The organism is Parasedimentitalea marina, assembly GCF_004006175.1.
Taxonomy (GTDB): domain Bacteria; phylum Pseudomonadota; class Alphaproteobacteria; order Rhodobacterales; family Rhodobacteraceae; genus Parasedimentitalea; species Parasedimentitalea marina.
This window is the reverse complement of sequence record NZ_CP033219.1, coordinates 212860-226049: the sequence shown is the minus strand read 5'-3', so window position 1 is coordinate 226049 and position 13190 is coordinate 212860. Positions and strand designations below refer to the sequence as shown.

16 protein-coding genes are annotated in these 13190 nt (G+C 57.4%); 5 read left to right on the top strand and 11 right to left on the bottom strand.

The window, feature by feature from the left end; all coding sequences use genetic code 11:
- Positions 1 to 42 precede the first annotated feature (42 nt).
- The 3 genes from EBB79_RS01110 to EBB79_RS01100 all read left to right on the top strand — a co-directional run bounded on the left by EBB79_RS01110 (position 43) and on the right by EBB79_RS01100 (position 3018).
- Positions 43 to 1728: an acyl-CoA dehydrogenase family protein gene (locus EBB79_RS01110; protein ID WP_127750829.1), complete on the top strand. Its 1686-nt coding sequence runs from the start codon at positions 43 to 45 to the stop codon at positions 1726 to 1728.
- 146 nt (positions 1729 to 1874) lie between these two features.
- Positions 1875 to 2555: an SGNH/GDSL hydrolase family protein gene (locus EBB79_RS01105; protein WP_238704968.1), complete on the top strand. Its 681-nt coding sequence runs from the start codon at positions 1875 to 1877 to the stop codon at positions 2553 to 2555.
- Between the two features lie 58 nt (positions 2556 to 2613).
- A complete protein-coding gene (locus EBB79_RS01100) occupies positions 2614 to 3018 on the top strand; it encodes an META domain-containing protein (protein ID WP_127747072.1) in 405 nt (134 codons plus the stop codon).
- Here the strand turns inward: EBB79_RS01100 and recO are convergent.
- Complete coding sequence (recO, locus tag EBB79_RS01095) at positions 3002 to 3727, bottom strand: DNA repair protein RecO (RefSeq protein WP_127747071.1); 726 nt, start codon at positions 3725 to 3727, stop codon at positions 3002 to 3004. The two genes, EBB79_RS01100 and recO, sit on opposite strands and share 17 nt — an antisense overlap.
- 137 nt (positions 3728 to 3864) lie before the next feature.
- Between recO and EBB79_RS01090 the strand changes: the two genes are divergently transcribed.
- The gene (locus EBB79_RS01090) at positions 3865 to 4170 is read left to right on the top strand and encodes a hypothetical protein (RefSeq protein WP_127747070.1); all 306 of its coding nucleotides are present in this window, start codon (positions 3865 to 3867) and stop codon (positions 4168 to 4170) included.
- Here the strand turns inward: EBB79_RS01090 and EBB79_RS01085 are convergent, their stop codons facing one another.
- From EBB79_RS01085 to folK, 10 genes are all read right to left on the bottom strand, one after another.
- Complete coding sequence (locus tag EBB79_RS01085) at positions 4171 to 4500, bottom strand: DUF1491 family protein (protein ID WP_127747069.1); 330 nt, start codon at positions 4498 to 4500, stop codon at positions 4171 to 4173.
- Positions 4501 to 4626: 126 nt separating this feature from the next.
- On the bottom strand, positions 4627 to 5532 hold the full coding sequence (era, locus tag EBB79_RS01080; RefSeq protein ID WP_127747068.1) for a GTPase Era: 906 nt from the start codon (positions 5530 to 5532) through the stop codon (positions 4627 to 4629).
- Positions 5529 to 6215 (bottom strand): ribonuclease III, encoded by a 687-nt coding sequence (gene rnc, locus EBB79_RS01075; protein WP_127747067.1) that lies wholly within the window; start codon positions 6213 to 6215, stop codon positions 5529 to 5531. The genes era and rnc overlap by 4 nt, the downstream gene beginning before the upstream one ends.
- Positions 6212 to 7051, bottom strand: coding sequence for a signal peptidase I (gene lepB, locus EBB79_RS01070; RefSeq protein ID WP_127747066.1), 840 nt, complete (start codon positions 7049 to 7051; stop codon positions 6212 to 6214). The genes rnc and lepB overlap by 4 nt, the downstream gene beginning before the upstream one ends.
- Positions 7052 to 7109: 58 nt before the next feature.
- Positions 7110 to 7541, bottom strand: a complete 432-nt coding sequence (gene acpS, locus EBB79_RS01065) for a holo-ACP synthase (RefSeq protein WP_127747065.1) — start codon at positions 7539 to 7541, stop codon at positions 7110 to 7112.
- 68 nt (positions 7542 to 7609) lie between these two features.
- Positions 7610 to 8356: a pyridoxine 5'-phosphate synthase gene (locus tag EBB79_RS01060; RefSeq protein WP_127747064.1), complete on the bottom strand. Its 747-nt coding sequence runs from the start codon at positions 8354 to 8356 to the stop codon at positions 7610 to 7612.
- A 72-nt stretch (positions 8357 to 8428) separates the two neighbouring features.
- Positions 8429 to 9115 (bottom strand): DUF2062 domain-containing protein, encoded by a 687-nt coding sequence (locus tag EBB79_RS01055; RefSeq protein WP_127747063.1) that lies wholly within the window; start codon positions 9113 to 9115, stop codon positions 8429 to 8431.
- 70 nt (positions 9116 to 9185) lie between these two features.
- Entirely contained in the window at positions 9186 to 11315 is a 2130-nt protein-coding gene (locus tag EBB79_RS01050) for a RelA/SpoT family protein (RefSeq protein ID WP_127747062.1), read from the bottom strand.
- Positions 11316 to 11347: 32 nt separating this feature from the next.
- Complete coding sequence (gene rpoZ, locus EBB79_RS01045; RefSeq protein WP_127747061.1) at positions 11348 to 11701, bottom strand: DNA-directed RNA polymerase subunit omega; 354 nt, start codon at positions 11699 to 11701, stop codon at positions 11348 to 11350.
- 93 nt (positions 11702 to 11794) lie between these two features.
- A complete protein-coding gene (gene folK / locus EBB79_RS01040; RefSeq protein ID WP_127747060.1) occupies positions 11795 to 12364 on the bottom strand; it encodes a 2-amino-4-hydroxy-6-hydroxymethyldihydropteridine diphosphokinase in 570 nt (189 codons plus the stop codon).
- Between the two features lie 139 nt (positions 12365 to 12503).
- Here folK and EBB79_RS01035 point away from each other — a divergent pair, with 139 nt between their 5' ends.
- Entirely contained in the window at positions 12504 to 13076 is a 573-nt protein-coding gene (locus tag EBB79_RS01035; protein WP_127747059.1) for a LabA-like NYN domain-containing protein, read from the top strand.
- The last annotated feature ends 114 nt before the right edge of the window (positions 13077 to 13190 follow it).

Below are 13190 nucleotides of genomic sequence, written 5' to 3'. Positions count from 1 at the left end.
GCAAAGTGACTACCACCTGTCAGGACCACTTTGATATGGCCCATCGCCCAAGACGAACAGGACACGACTATGACAACGACCCTTCTTAGTGATCTTCTGGCGCTGACCAATGCTGCTCTGCCGCCCGTGGACACCTTGTTTCAATCCGCTCGCACTTCTGTGGCTGCACTGGTCAGCGAAGACGGGCGCGTCTCGGGGCGGTTGATCGAACAGAACCAAACTGCGGCGCATGGGTTGTCCTGGCTGGCCACCTACCACCAAAGCCTTGTGCAAATGCAGAAATGGGCCGAGCGCCTGCAGAGTGATGGGAAATTCGGCGAGGTGGAGCAGTTGATCCACCAGATCGCATTTGGCGAATACCTTAGTCAGATCCACGGCGGCATTCAGATGAACCAGGGCGAGGTTGTCCGCCTGCAGGATATGGGCCTCGGCCCGGACGCGCTGGCCGCGCTGATGCAGCCTGCGGTCGTAACCCTGACCCAGTCCGGCAACACACAGGCCGCGCGCAGCCGTTTGGTCGAACTGATGCAGGAGCAATCTGCCAATCTGACCACCGGTGCGACCGGGCTGGACGAAGAACTGGAAATGATCCGCGAGCAATTCCGTCGTTTCGCCATCGACCGTGTCGAACCGCACGCCCATGATTGGCACCTCAAGGACGAATTGATCCCAATGGAGATCATCGACGAGCTGGCCGAAATGGGCGTCTTTGGCCTGACCATCCCCGAAGAGTTCGGCGGCTTTGGCCTGTCCAAAGCCTCGATGGTGGTGGTGTCCGAAGAACTGTCACGTGGCTACATCGGTGTCGGTTCGTTGGGCACGCGCAGCGAGATCGCAGCCGAACTGATCATCTGCGGTGGCACTGATGAGCAGAAAGCCAACTGGCTGCCCAAGATCGCCAGCGCCGAAATTCTGCCAACTGCGGTGTTTACCGAGCCAAATACAGGCTCTGACCTTGGCTCTTTGCGCACTCGCGCGGTCAAGGGTGAGGCTGGGGACTATACCATTACCGGCAACAAAACCTGGATCACCCATGCCGCCCGCACCCATGTAATGACCCTGCTGGCCCGCACCGATCCTGACACCACAGATCACCGTGGGCTGTCGATGTTTCTGGCGGAAAAGACCCCGGGCACCGAGCAGGATCCATTCCCAACCGAAGGCATGACCGGCGGCGAGATCGAGGTGCTGGGCTATCGCGGTATGAAGGAATACGAACTGGCCTTTGACGGGTTCAAGGTCAAAGGTGAAAACCTGCTGGGCGGGGCCGAGGGCAAAGGCTTCAAACAGTTGATGGAGACCTTTGAATCCGCGCGCATTCAGACGGCTGCCCGTGCCATAGGCGTGGCGCAATCAGCGCTGGATATCGCCACGCAATATGCTGTGGACCGCAAGCAATTCGGTAAATCCCTGATCGAATTCCCACGCGTGTCGGGCAAGCTGGCAATGATGGTTGTGGAGATCATGATCGCCCGCCAGCTGACCTATTTCTCGGCCTGGGAGAAGGACAATGGCCACCGCTGCGATCTAGAGGCCGGCATGGCCAAGCTGCTGGGCGCCCGCGTGGCCTGGGCTGCGGCGGACAATGGCTTGCAGATCCACGGCGGCAACGGCTTTGCCATGGAATACAAAATCAGCCGGGTGCTGTGTGATGCCCGCATCCTTAACATCTTTGAGGGGGCCGCAGAAATTCAGGCCCAAGTCATCGCCCGCCGTCTGCTGGCCTGACCCGCCCCCAACACTCCGCAGATCATTGCACATCAGCCCGGCCAGTGAGCCGGGCTTTTTTGCCCCCCAACAACGCCAGAACGCGGAAAGAGACTGTTTCTGATCGATGCAGTTATCCTATCTCACCTTTGCCGGTATAAGACCTCATGCGTTTTCTAGCCCACTTGATTGCCGTCACGGCCCTGTTGACCGGATGCTCTGGCTCCGTCCCCAATGATCAGCCCACCCGCATCCTGGCGATGGGCGATTCCCTGATGGCCTGGAACAACATAAGCGGCCAGTCGATCCCGAATTCCATTGCCAAAACCCTGGACGAACCGGTGGTTGATCGCTCGGTCTCTGCCGCACGGGTCATCTATCGCCTGCCGATTTCGGGCAGCGCCGGTCTGAACATCCGCAAACAATACAAACCCGGCAACTGGGAGTGGATCATCGTGAACGGTGGCGGCAACGATCTGTTGCTGGGCTGCGGCTGTATTGCCTGCGATACCAAACTGGACAGGCTGGTCTCGGAAGACGGAACCACGGGCGCCATTCCGGGCATGGTTTCGGACCTGCGCAAAACCGGGGCAAAGGTCATCTATGTTGGATATCTGCGCAGCCCCGGCGTCGGCTCTGCGATTGAACACTGCCGCACCGAAGGTGACATCCTGGAACAGCGCGTATCCCGTCTGGCCGACCTTGACAGCGGCGTCTATTTTCTGTCGCTGCGGGATCTGGTTCCAAACGGCGACCGGTCCTTCCATGCACTGGACATGATCCACCCCTCAATCAAGGCCAGCACCGCGATCGGCAACAAGATTGCGGCCATCATACAAGCCGAGTGATCATCACCCCGCAAAGCACCCGGCTTGAACACCCGCCCATCTGGCGTAGGGTGGCGCCATGCGATTACCACCTATCCTGATCCCCCTTGGCCTCATCAGCCTTAGCCTGGCCGCTTGCCGAAGCGACGAGACTGTCTCGGCCTATGGCGCGGCGAACATTGAATGGCGGCTGATTGAACTTGATGGGCAGCCCTTTCCCTCCACCGCCAACCTGCGCTTTCCCGAACCCGGGCGCATTGCCGGGTCTGCCCCCTGCAACACCTATGGCGCAGTGATGGAGGCCCCCTACCCCTGGTTCGATGTCCAGCAAGTAAGCGTCACCCGGATGGCCTGCGATGCACTCGCTTTGGAACGTCAATTCCTGCAAACGCTGCAGGATATGTCCCTCTCCGAAGTGTCAGGTGCCACCCTGATCCTCAGCAACACCGATGGCCGCGAGATGATTTTTACAGCCGCCGAGTAAAGGCATCAACAAAACGCCCTCTGGCTTCGGGCAGGGGATGACGGCCAAGCGACGGGGCCAGACGGGCCTCAAGGAAAAAGCCCGTGGTGCGAAGCCCCTGCGCGATCTCGGCGTCCTCACCGTCGCCCTCACCGCGCAACACTGGCGGCAGTGGCAACAACCGGCTGGCCCAGTCCCCTGCGCCTTTCGCTGACACTGCCCGGCCAGATTTCGGGGAGACATAGATCAGCCCCTCACGCGCACCTGTCACCGCACAGCTGGTTAGGTCCAGCCCAAACCCCATCTCCTCCAGCAGGGCCAGTTCCCAGTTCAAATAGGCCAGCGGCCAAAGCTCCTCCTGCTCCAGCAGGTCCAATAGCTGTTCCGACTTAGTGTACAGATCGCCATGGGGCTCTCGTTCCGGCAGGCAAAAGGACAGCAGCGCGGTCACCGCATTTAACCCGGCCAGCGCCAAGCGCCCCGAAAACGCCGCAGCCGCCCTGCTGCGCAAAAGCTCGGCCTGATAATGTCCCAGGTGATCCTCTAGCCGGGCCCGCCAGATCAGATCCAGTTGCGCGCCGGGCTGCAACACTGGCGCCTGCTTGCGACTGGCACCGCCCCGCACCACGCCCGCATGACGCCCGTGTCCCTCGGTAAAGACATCAATAATCGCCGAGCTTTCGCCATGGCGGCGCAGGTTCAGCATAATGCCGTGATCACGCCACTCCACTGGCTGCCCTCCCCGTGGCTGGTTGATGTCACCCGGCAACAGATCGCAAGCCTGGGTAAACTGCAAGCTATCCCTTGATTGCTGCCAACATTTGGCTACCTCTGCTTTACGCTGCATTTACCTAAAGGGGCTGCATCATGCGCGGCATCACTATCACTTACAAATACAACGGCAACGAAGAAGACTGGCAAACCGCCGTGTCTGATTTCATTGCCGCCATCGACAGTGACCCCGAGGTCGTCGGCAAATTCACCTACCAAGTGGCGACCGCAGACGACGACGAAACCCGGTTCCATTGGGGTCGCTGGGACAGCGCCGAAACATTGGCTCATGTCCAGTCGCAGAAGTATTTCAATACCTTCGCTGGCAAAGTCCGTGACTTTGCGGGTGGCACGCCTTCGGCGACAGGCCACGACATCCTGCACAAAACCAACGGTTGGTAATTACTCTAACCCCGGTTCGCCCAACAGATGCCGCCCCTGGCGATCCTCGACCTCGATGACCCACAGATCGGGATCAAACTCACGCTGCTTGCGGACCGAGGCGTCAATCTCGCACTCATCACCCTTGGCCAGTTCGACCCATTGGCGTTCCCCGCTCATCAGATCATACGAACGTTGAAACGCAACCGCCTGTCCGTCCAGCGTGTTCAGCTTCACCAGAACCGCGCCGGCCGTATTATCCCCATGGGAGACCACAAACGCAGGGATGTCCTGAAACCTGAGCCGCGCCAAATAGGCCTGCACCCAAAATTCAGCGGTCAGACGAGTCACGGCGCAGCCCCCCCGACACAGGGCCGCGCGCGGCCCGGCATGACCGCCGGGAGTGACCGGCGGCACAAGAAGCCGACGCCCGCACCGGCGGCCACCGATCCTGATGCAACCCTGAGGTTCAAAACCTTAGTTGCCGTCCTTAAAGTCCAGCCCCATTTCCGAATAGCGCTCGGCTTCGTCCAGCCAGTTGGGCCGCACTTTGACCTGCAGAAACAGATGAACCTTGCGATCCAGAAACTCTTCCAGCTCTGTCCGGGACGCCTGGCCAATTGACTTGATCGTTTCACCACCCTTGCCCAGTACAATGCCCTTATGGCCATCGCGCACCACATAGACCACCTGGTCAATCTTGACCGAGCCATCCTTTCGATCTTCCCAGGTCTCAGTCTCGACGGTCATCTGGTAAGGCAATTCCTGATGCAGCCGCAGTGTCAGCTTTTCGCGCGTCATTTCCGCAGCAATCATCCGCAACGGCAGATCGGCAATCTGATCTTCGGGGTACAACCATGGACCTTCGGGCAGTTTGCCCCCCAGCCACTTGCGCAGATCATCAACCCCATGACCTTTTTCAGCCGAAATCATGAAAGTCTCGGAAAAATCATAACTCTCGTTCAATTTCTGCGCCAAGCCCAACAGAACTTCAGTTGGAACCTTATCGATCTTGTTGATGGCCAGAGTCACGGTGCGGCCCTCGCCAATCTCGGCCAGGCCTTCCAGGATCTTCTCTACGCCCTCAGTGACGCCCCGGTGGGCCTCGACCATCAGCACGATCACATCGGCATCCGCAGCCCCACCCCAAGCGGCCGCAACCATGGCGCGGTCCAGCCGGCGACGCGGCGCAAACAGGCCCGGCGTGTCCACAAACACAATCTGGTTCTGGCCATCCATCGCCACGCCACGGATACGTGCGCGGGTGGTTTGCACCTTATGGGTTACAATCGAAACCTTAGCCCCGACCATGCGGTTCAGCAGCGTCGACTTGCCTGCGTTCGGCTCACCAATCAGAGCCACGAATCCAGCACGAGTACTCATTGTTTTTGCTCCAGTTTGCTTAGCAGCGCAGTGGCTGCAGCCTGTTCGGCCTGTCGTTTTGATCCAGCGGTGGCCTGCGCCTCGGCGCCATCGTCCAGCCGCACCACAATGGTAAACACCGGCTGATGATCTGGCCCCGTGCGCGACACCAGCTCATAGGCCGGAGGTTTCTGCCGCTTGGCCTGGACCAGTTCCTGCAGCGAGGTCTTGGCATCACGCGCGTCATCCTCGACCGCATTAATCCGGCTGGCCCAAAGCCGCAGGATCATCGCCTGCGCCGCCTCGAACCCGGCATCCTTATAGACAGCGGCAATCACCGCCTCCATCGCGTCGCCCAGCAGCGCCAGCTTGCGCCGCCCGCCAGACATCATTTCTGACCGCCCCAGCTTCAGCACCTCGCCCAGATCAATCTCGCGGGCGACATCGGCACAGGCTTCTTTGCGCACCATAGCATTAAATCGCGGCGCCAGCTGACCTTCGGAAGCTGATTTATCATCTTCCAGTAACGCCGTTGCCATCACCAGCCCCAGCACCCGGTCGCCCAGGAACTCTAGCCGCTGATTGTCGCTGCGTGTCGGGGATGAAATCGAGGCATGGGTCAGGGCGCGCACCAGCAGTTCCGGCCGGGCAAACTGATGCCCGATCCGATCCTGAAAGCCGCGCATTTCTTTTGACAGCTTCACTTGATCCCCTTGAAGAAACGATCACTGCGCCAGGTCCAGAAGTACAACATCGAACGCCCCGCGGATGAGAACATAATACGATCGGCCCGGCCAATCAGGTTTTCGTAAGGTACAAAACCAACACCACCGGCTGATTGGGGAACCCGGCTATCGGTCGAGTTGTCGCGATTGTCACCCATAAAGAAATAATGCCCATCCGGCACCAAATATACACCTGTGTGGTCGGTAGACTGATTGCCGATGTTAAGAATGGTATGTTCGACACCATTTGGCAGGGTCTCGATCTGCCGCGTCTTTTTACAGACACCGCCGTCACCCACCGGCGCGTCATTCTGACAGCGTGGGAACCGCCCTTGAGGTCCCTGGCGCTCCATGACTTCTTCGAAATCAGCAGCGTCTTTCAAGGCGACCGGCTTGTCATTGATGAACAGAACACCGTTTTTCACCTGGATTTTGTCTCCGGGCAGTCCGACCAGCCGTTTGATAAAGTCCGTATTGTTTACAGGATGCCGAAACACAGCCACATCCCCGCGTTCAGGCGTTCCGCCAAACAACCGGGTGTTGTCTCCGTCCAGGAAGCCACAGATATCCTCGGCGTCGATATCAACCCCCAAGCGCGCGAGTTTCACACTGGGGCACGACGCATAAGAATAGCCATAAGCCATTTTATTGACGAACAAAAAATCACCAATCAGCAACGTTTCCTTCATCGAGCCCGACGGGATCCAGAACGGCTGGAAAAACAGGGTGCGGAAGACACCGGCGATCAATAGCGCATAGACAATGGTCTTGATCGTCTCGACGATCGAATTTCCGGCTTGTACTTTGGTCGCCATCAGGCTCTCCGGTTCTAAAAATAGGTCCGGGGCTACATGCGGCCCGAATGGGGGTAAGTCAAGCTTGGCTGCTATCATCCTCAGCTAGACCAGCGGTCACCCGCGCCTCGATCACCACAAATGCCTGCGCCCAAGGGTGATCATCGGTCAGGGTCACATGGATAACCGCCTCGTGACCAGGCGGCGTCATCTCAAGCAGGCGTTTGGCCGCCCATCCGGTTACATGCATAACCGGCTGACCCGTGCGCAGGTTACTGACCGCCATATCTTTCCAGGCAATGCCCATGCGCAACCCTGTACCCAATGCCTTGGAACAGGCTTCCTTGGCGGCCCAACGCTTGGCATAGGTTCCCGCCACATCCAGGCGCCGTTCGGCCTTACGCTGTTCAACCGTTGTGAAAATCCGATTTTTAAACCGGTCTCCAAATCGATCCAGCGTTCGCTGAATTCGCTCAATATTAGCGAGATCAGTACCGATGCCGAGAATCATGCCTCACCCAAAAGTTTTCACAAAACTTTTGCCAAGACTTTTCAGAAAAGTCTTGTGAGCGCCAAACATCATCCTCGCGCCTCGTCCATCAGGCGCCGCATTTCATGAACTGCAGGTGTCAAGCCCAGGAAAACTGCCTCACCAATCAGGAAGTGGCCAATGTTCAATTCCTGCACTTCGGGGAAAGCCGCGATTGGGGACACGCAATCATAGGTCAGCCCATGACCCGCGTGGACCTCTAGGCCCAAAGAATGGGCATAGGTCGACATCTCGCGCAGGCTCTGCAGTTCGGCGTCGCGCAAGGCGAAATCACCCTCGGCATGGGCATCGCAATAGGCGCCCACATGCAGTTCGACGATATCGGCACCAATCCGATGTGCCGCCTCGATCTGCTTTTGATCGGCCGCAACAAAAATCGAAATGCGACAACCAGCATCCCGCAACGGCGCAATGAAATGCGCCAGTTTATTTTCCTCACGCGCCACTTCCAGCCCGCCTTCGGTGGTGCGTTCTTCACGTTTCTCAGGAACAATACAGACCGCGTGCGGTCGATGCCGCAGCGCAATAGCCTGCATTTCATCCGTAGCGGCCATCTCAAAATTCAGCGGCACTGTTAGTGCCTGCATCAACCCCTCGATATCGGCGTCCATGATATGACGGCGGTCTTCACGCAGATGAGCGGTGATGCCATCAACACCAGCCTCTTCTGCTAGTTTCGCCGCCCGGACCGGGTCCGGATATGCCCCGCCGCGTGCATTGCGCACGGTCGCTACGTGATCGATGTTGAGACCCAGTCGCAAAGAGTTTTTAGCCATTGATGCCAGTCCTGAAATGCCCAGTTTGCCTGACACTAGACCGCCAGACGAAAAGAGCAAACCGCAAAAACTCTACTGCATTTTGCGCGACGGGACTTTGATCGAAATCGACGTCTTCGAAAGGCCGTTTTCCACCTTCGCCCGCGCCTTGATCGCCTTGAACTTGGCTTTGATCTTAGAACGGCGACGTTGCTGATAGACCCGGATAAGCGGCACACTCAGGACATAGCAGACCGTCGCCGTAACCACACCGGGAATCACCCCACCGATCAAATAGGGCAGAAACACCTCGTTGTAGAACAGCTGCAAGCCATGCCAGTCAGCCTCCCGGTCCGAGATTAAAGCCAGCAGGTTGTTCCATACATCTTTGCTGACACCAAAGAACTTGCCGATCAGCGAATGGTCCACCTCGGTGTCAAATTCTGTGCCCAGCAACCAATGACCGGTTTGCAACGACGCCACACCAATGGGCACATAGGTCAGCGGGTTGCCGAAAAAGGTGCCGCTGAGTGCCGCCAGAATATTGCTGTTGGTTAGTCGCGCCAACAACACCGCCACGACAAAATGCAGCCCATAGAACGGAGTGAAGGCCGTAAACACCCCCGCCGCAATCCCACGCGCAATACGTTCCGGCGAATCAGGCAGTCGCCGCACCCGGTGTTTCACGTACAGAAATGCACGCGACCAACCACCCCGCGGCCAGAGAAAATCCGCAACCGCGCGAAGCGGCGAACGTCGGTCACGGCGCCTGAATACCAACGATTGCGTCCTTCCAAGTTTTGACCTTAATTAAGGTCCAGTTTCCGGCCCCACTTAGGGGATGAGGCTTCTAGTTCACGCCGGGCTTCACAGGATGATCTCGCAACCGCTCAACCGCGGCAACATCACTTTCGGCCTCGAGCATCAAAATCAGCGAATGCAACTGCTCAACATCGCGTAGTTCGACGTTTATCACCAAACGGTAAAAGTCTGGTTTCCGATCGATAAATTCCAAGTCCGAGATATTGGCCTTTTTCTCACCAATCAATGTGCAAATTCGCCCCAGTACCCCCGCATCATTCCCTATGGTCAGGCTTAGGGTGACGCCATATACCGCAGGGTGAGTGCCGTCATGCCAATGCACGTCAACCCAGCGCTCTGGTTGGTCTTCGTAACTGCTGAGGTGGTCGCAATCCGCAGCATGCACCACCACTCCACGACCGCGATATGTAATGCCGATAATACGCTCACCCGGAAGCGGCTGACAGCAGGTTGCACGCTCAAAGCTTTGTCCCGGCTCCAGACCAATCACCGCACGACGCGGAGAGATTTCATCGCTCTTGTCGGGGACCAGATCCGGATAGACCGCTTGCACAACATCATGGCCGGTGATTTCAGCCGAGCCAAGACGGGCCAACAACTCCCGTGCATCCCCCAGTCGCAACGCACGTGCTGCAGTTTCCAGCGCTTTGTCAGTGGCCTTACGGCCAACATGCTCAAACGCTGACCGCGCCAACTCGTGGCCCAGCTTGACAAACCTCTGGCGGTCCGCGTCTCGCAATGCGCGCCGGATCGCGGTCCGGGCCTTACCTGTCGTGGCAATCTCAAGCCAGCTGACCTGCGGTGTCTGCCCTTCGGCGGCAATAATCTCGACCGATTGACCATTGCGCAACCGCGTCCACAACGGCACCCGAATGGCATCTACCTTGGCGCCGACACAGGCATTCCCGACACGAGTGTGGATCGCATAGGCGTAATCAATCGGCGTCGCCCCTTTGGGCAGCTTGATCACATCGCCCTTGGGCGTAAAACAGAACACCTGGTCCGAATACATCTCCAGCTTGACCGCCTCGAGGAACTCGTCGTGGTCTTCTTCAGCGTCGAACTGTTCGGTCAGCGAGGCAATCCATTTGGCCGGATCTACCGCAAAGGGGTTTTGGGTGCGCACACCGTCCCGGTATGACCAATGGGCCGCCACACCGGTTTCGGCCACGTCATGCATCTGCCGGGTGCGGATTTGCACCTCGACCCGCTTGCCATCACGGCCCGAGACCGTGGTGTGAATAGAGCGATAGCCGTTTGATTTCGGCTGACTGATGTAATCTTTGAACCGTCCCGGCACAGCCCGCCAACGCTGGTGAATGGCACCCAGGGTGCGATAGCTGTCTTCCTCGGTGGCGGTGATAATGCGGAACCCGTAGATGTCGGACAAGCGCGAGAACCCCTGATCCTTTTCCTGCATCTTACGCCAGATCGAATAGGGCTTTTTGGCGCGGCCAAACACCTCGGCCTCGATCCCCGCCTTCTCAAGCTCGGACCGCATATCACCGGTGATCCGATGAATCACATCGCCGGTTTCCCGTTGCAACGTGATAAAGCGGCGAATGATTGACTGGCGACCTTCAGGGTTTAGCACGCGAAAGGCCAGATCCTCCAGCTCTTCGCGCATCCATTGCATCCCCATGCGGCCCGCCAACGGCGCATAGATATCCATGGTCTCGCGGGCTTTCTGGGCCTGCTTATCCGGCCGCATCGCCTTGATGGTGCGCATGTTATGCAAGCGGTCGGCCAGCTTGACCAGAATAACCCGCAGGTCCTTGGACATCGCCATGAACAGCTTGCGGAAATTCTCGGCCTGCTTGGTTTCGCGGCTCGACAACTGTAGATTGGTCAGCTTGGTCACACCATCAACCAGTTCAGCAACCTCTTTGCCAAACCGCTCCGAGACCTCTTCGTAGTTGGCCTTGGTGTCTTCGATGGTGTCGTGCAGCAGCGCGGTGATGATGGTGGCATCATCCAGGCGCTGTTCGGTCAGGATGGCAGCGACGGCGACCGGATGGGTGAAATAGGGTTCACCTGAGTGCCGGAACTGCCCCGTGTGCATTGCTTCGCCATAGGCATAAGCCTCGGCGAGCCGCTCCTCGTTGGTCTTGGGATTGTAGTTGCGGACCAGCGCAATCAGATCTTCGGTTGATATCATTTCCGGTCCGCAGCCTCAATTCTATGTGCGGCTCAGCCCTGACCTTGGGCTTCCATTAGGGCCCGAAGAAGTTTTTCTTCGGACATGTCGTCCTCGGACGGCTTGTCAGCCTCGCCACCCATCAGCAGAGCCATCGAATCTTCTTCAGGCTCATCGACTTCGATCTGAGTTTGGTTGCTCTCAATCAGGCGTTCGCGCAGCGAATCAGCGCTCTGCGTTTCGTCTGCGATTTCACGCAGCGACACCACAGGGTTCTTATCGTTGTCACGCTCAACCGTGATTGGCGCACCGGCCGCGATTTCACGGGCCCGGTGGGCTGCCAGCATCACCAGCTCAAAGCGGTTGGGTACTTTATCAACGCAGTCTTCAACCGTTACGCGGGCCATCAGCGACTCTCCAAATGAGTAAGGATCCAGAACGCTGGTGTTTAAGCCCGAATCTTTGTCTTGACAAGCGCCGATTGCGACACCTTTGCCACATCATAGGGGCTGCACCTCGGCAATTGCCGCTTTCGGCAAAGCATCCAGCATTTCGCGCGCAGACAAGCCCAGAACCGGATGGACCCAATCCGGGGCGATATCGCACAAAGGAACCAGTACAAACCCACGATCCTGAAGGCGCGGATGTGGTAAAATCAAATACTTAGGAGCCTGACGCTTCTGTTCCTCCAACCCCAAACCATACCATTTCTCGTAAATTTCCAAATCAGGCAAAACCTGATCGTCCCGGGCGATGAGATCCAAATCCAGCGTCCGCATACCCCAACGTTGATCCCGCACCCGCGCAAACTGTTCCTCTACATCATGCAAAATTGATAACAATTCATCAGACGAAACACCCGTACGGACCTGTATCACCGCGTTCACGTAATCAGGCCCGGCCCCGGCAGGGAAACACGGCGTATGAAAGAATCGCGATAGTAGCTGTACATACAATCCACGCCTGGAAAGCTCTGCAATAGCAGATACTAACGTCGCTGTTGGCGATCCAGCCGCCGAAGGCAGGTTTCCACCCAGCGCTATTAACGAATTTGACCGGAATTCGGTCATTTTTGACCCCATTTCATCTATCCATCACTCTTGCAGCAGATGCCAAATAACTTACATTAGGTACATTCGCAGTGTGTAATTTTAGCATTCACTCACGGAACACTCAGCACAGTGCGACTTATACCGGAAGGACATTATTATGTTTTACAAAGACGAACGGCTAGCGCTGTTCATCGATGGGTCGAATCTTTATGCTGCAGCCAAGGCGCTCGGCTTTGATATCGACTATAAGTTATTGCGTCAGGAATTCATGCGTCGCGGCAAAATGCTGCGTGCGTTCTACTACACCGCACTGCTTGAGAACGATGAATATTCGCCGATCCGCCCGCTGGTAGACTGGTTGCATTACAATGGTTTTACCATGGTGACCAAACCCGCCAAGGAATACACCGATAGCATGGGCCGCCGTAAGGTTAAGGGCAACATGGATATCGAACTTGCTGTGGACGCCATGGAACTGGCTCCGCGCGTTGATCACATTGTGCTGTTTTCCGGGGATGGGGATTTCCGGCCGCTGGTTGCCAGCTTGCAGCGTCAAGGTGTCCGCGTTTCAGTCGTGTCGACCATTCGCAGCCAGCCGCCGATGATTTCGGACGAGCTGCGGCGTCAGGCTGACAACTTCATTGAGCTTGAAGAACTGAAGGATGTTATTGGTCGTCCTCCACGTGAAGTTCCTGCCGAGGATCGCAACGTTGCGTTCGCTGGCAAGTAACACGTCTCAAGTGATTTGAGTTAGCAACAAAAGCAGGCGCCGGAGTATCCTTCGGCGTCTGCTTTTTTTAATCCCTGTCCTGCGCGCCGCTTTTGGGACCTGCCACGTCGTCGG

Bases quoted from the DNA above. Each gene is read 5' to 3' on its own strand.
- lepB (WP_127747066.1), bottom strand. From the start codon at position 7,051: ATGGCGACCAAAGTACAAGCCGGAAATTCGATCGTCGAGACGATCAAG.
- rpoZ (WP_127747061.1), bottom strand. From the start codon at position 11,701: ATGGCCCGCGTAACGGTTGAAGACTGCGTTGATAAAGTACCCAACCGC.
- era (WP_127747068.1), bottom strand. From the start codon at position 5,532: ATGAGTACTCGTGCTGGATTCGTGGCTCTGATTGGTGAGCCGAACGCA.
- acpS (WP_127747065.1), bottom strand. From the start codon at position 7,541: ATGATTCTCGGCATCGGTACTGATCTCGCTAATATTGAGCGAATTCAG.
- EBB79_RS01035 (WP_127747059.1), top strand. From the start codon at position 12,504: ATGTTTTACAAAGACGAACGGCTAGCGCTGTTCATCGATGGGTCGAAT.
- EBB79_RS01060 (WP_127747064.1), bottom strand. From the start codon at position 8,356: ATGGCTAAAAACTCTTTGCGACTGGGTCTCAACATCGATCACGTAGCG.
- folK (WP_127747060.1), bottom strand. From the start codon at position 12,364: ATGACCGAATTCCGGTCAAATTCGTTAATAGCGCTGGGTGGAAACCTG.
- EBB79_RS01090 (WP_127747070.1), top strand. From the start codon at position 3,865: ATGCGCGGCATCACTATCACTTACAAATACAACGGCAACGAAGAAGAC.
- EBB79_RS01105 (WP_238704968.1), top strand. From the start codon at position 1,875: ATGCGTTTTCTAGCCCACTTGATTGCCGTCACGGCCCTGTTGACCGGA.
- EBB79_RS01100 (WP_127747072.1), top strand. From the start codon at position 2,614: ATGCGATTACCACCTATCCTGATCCCCCTTGGCCTCATCAGCCTTAGC.
- EBB79_RS01050 (WP_127747062.1), bottom strand. From the start codon at position 11,315: ATGATATCAACCGAAGATCTGATTGCGCTGGTCCGCAACTACAATCCC.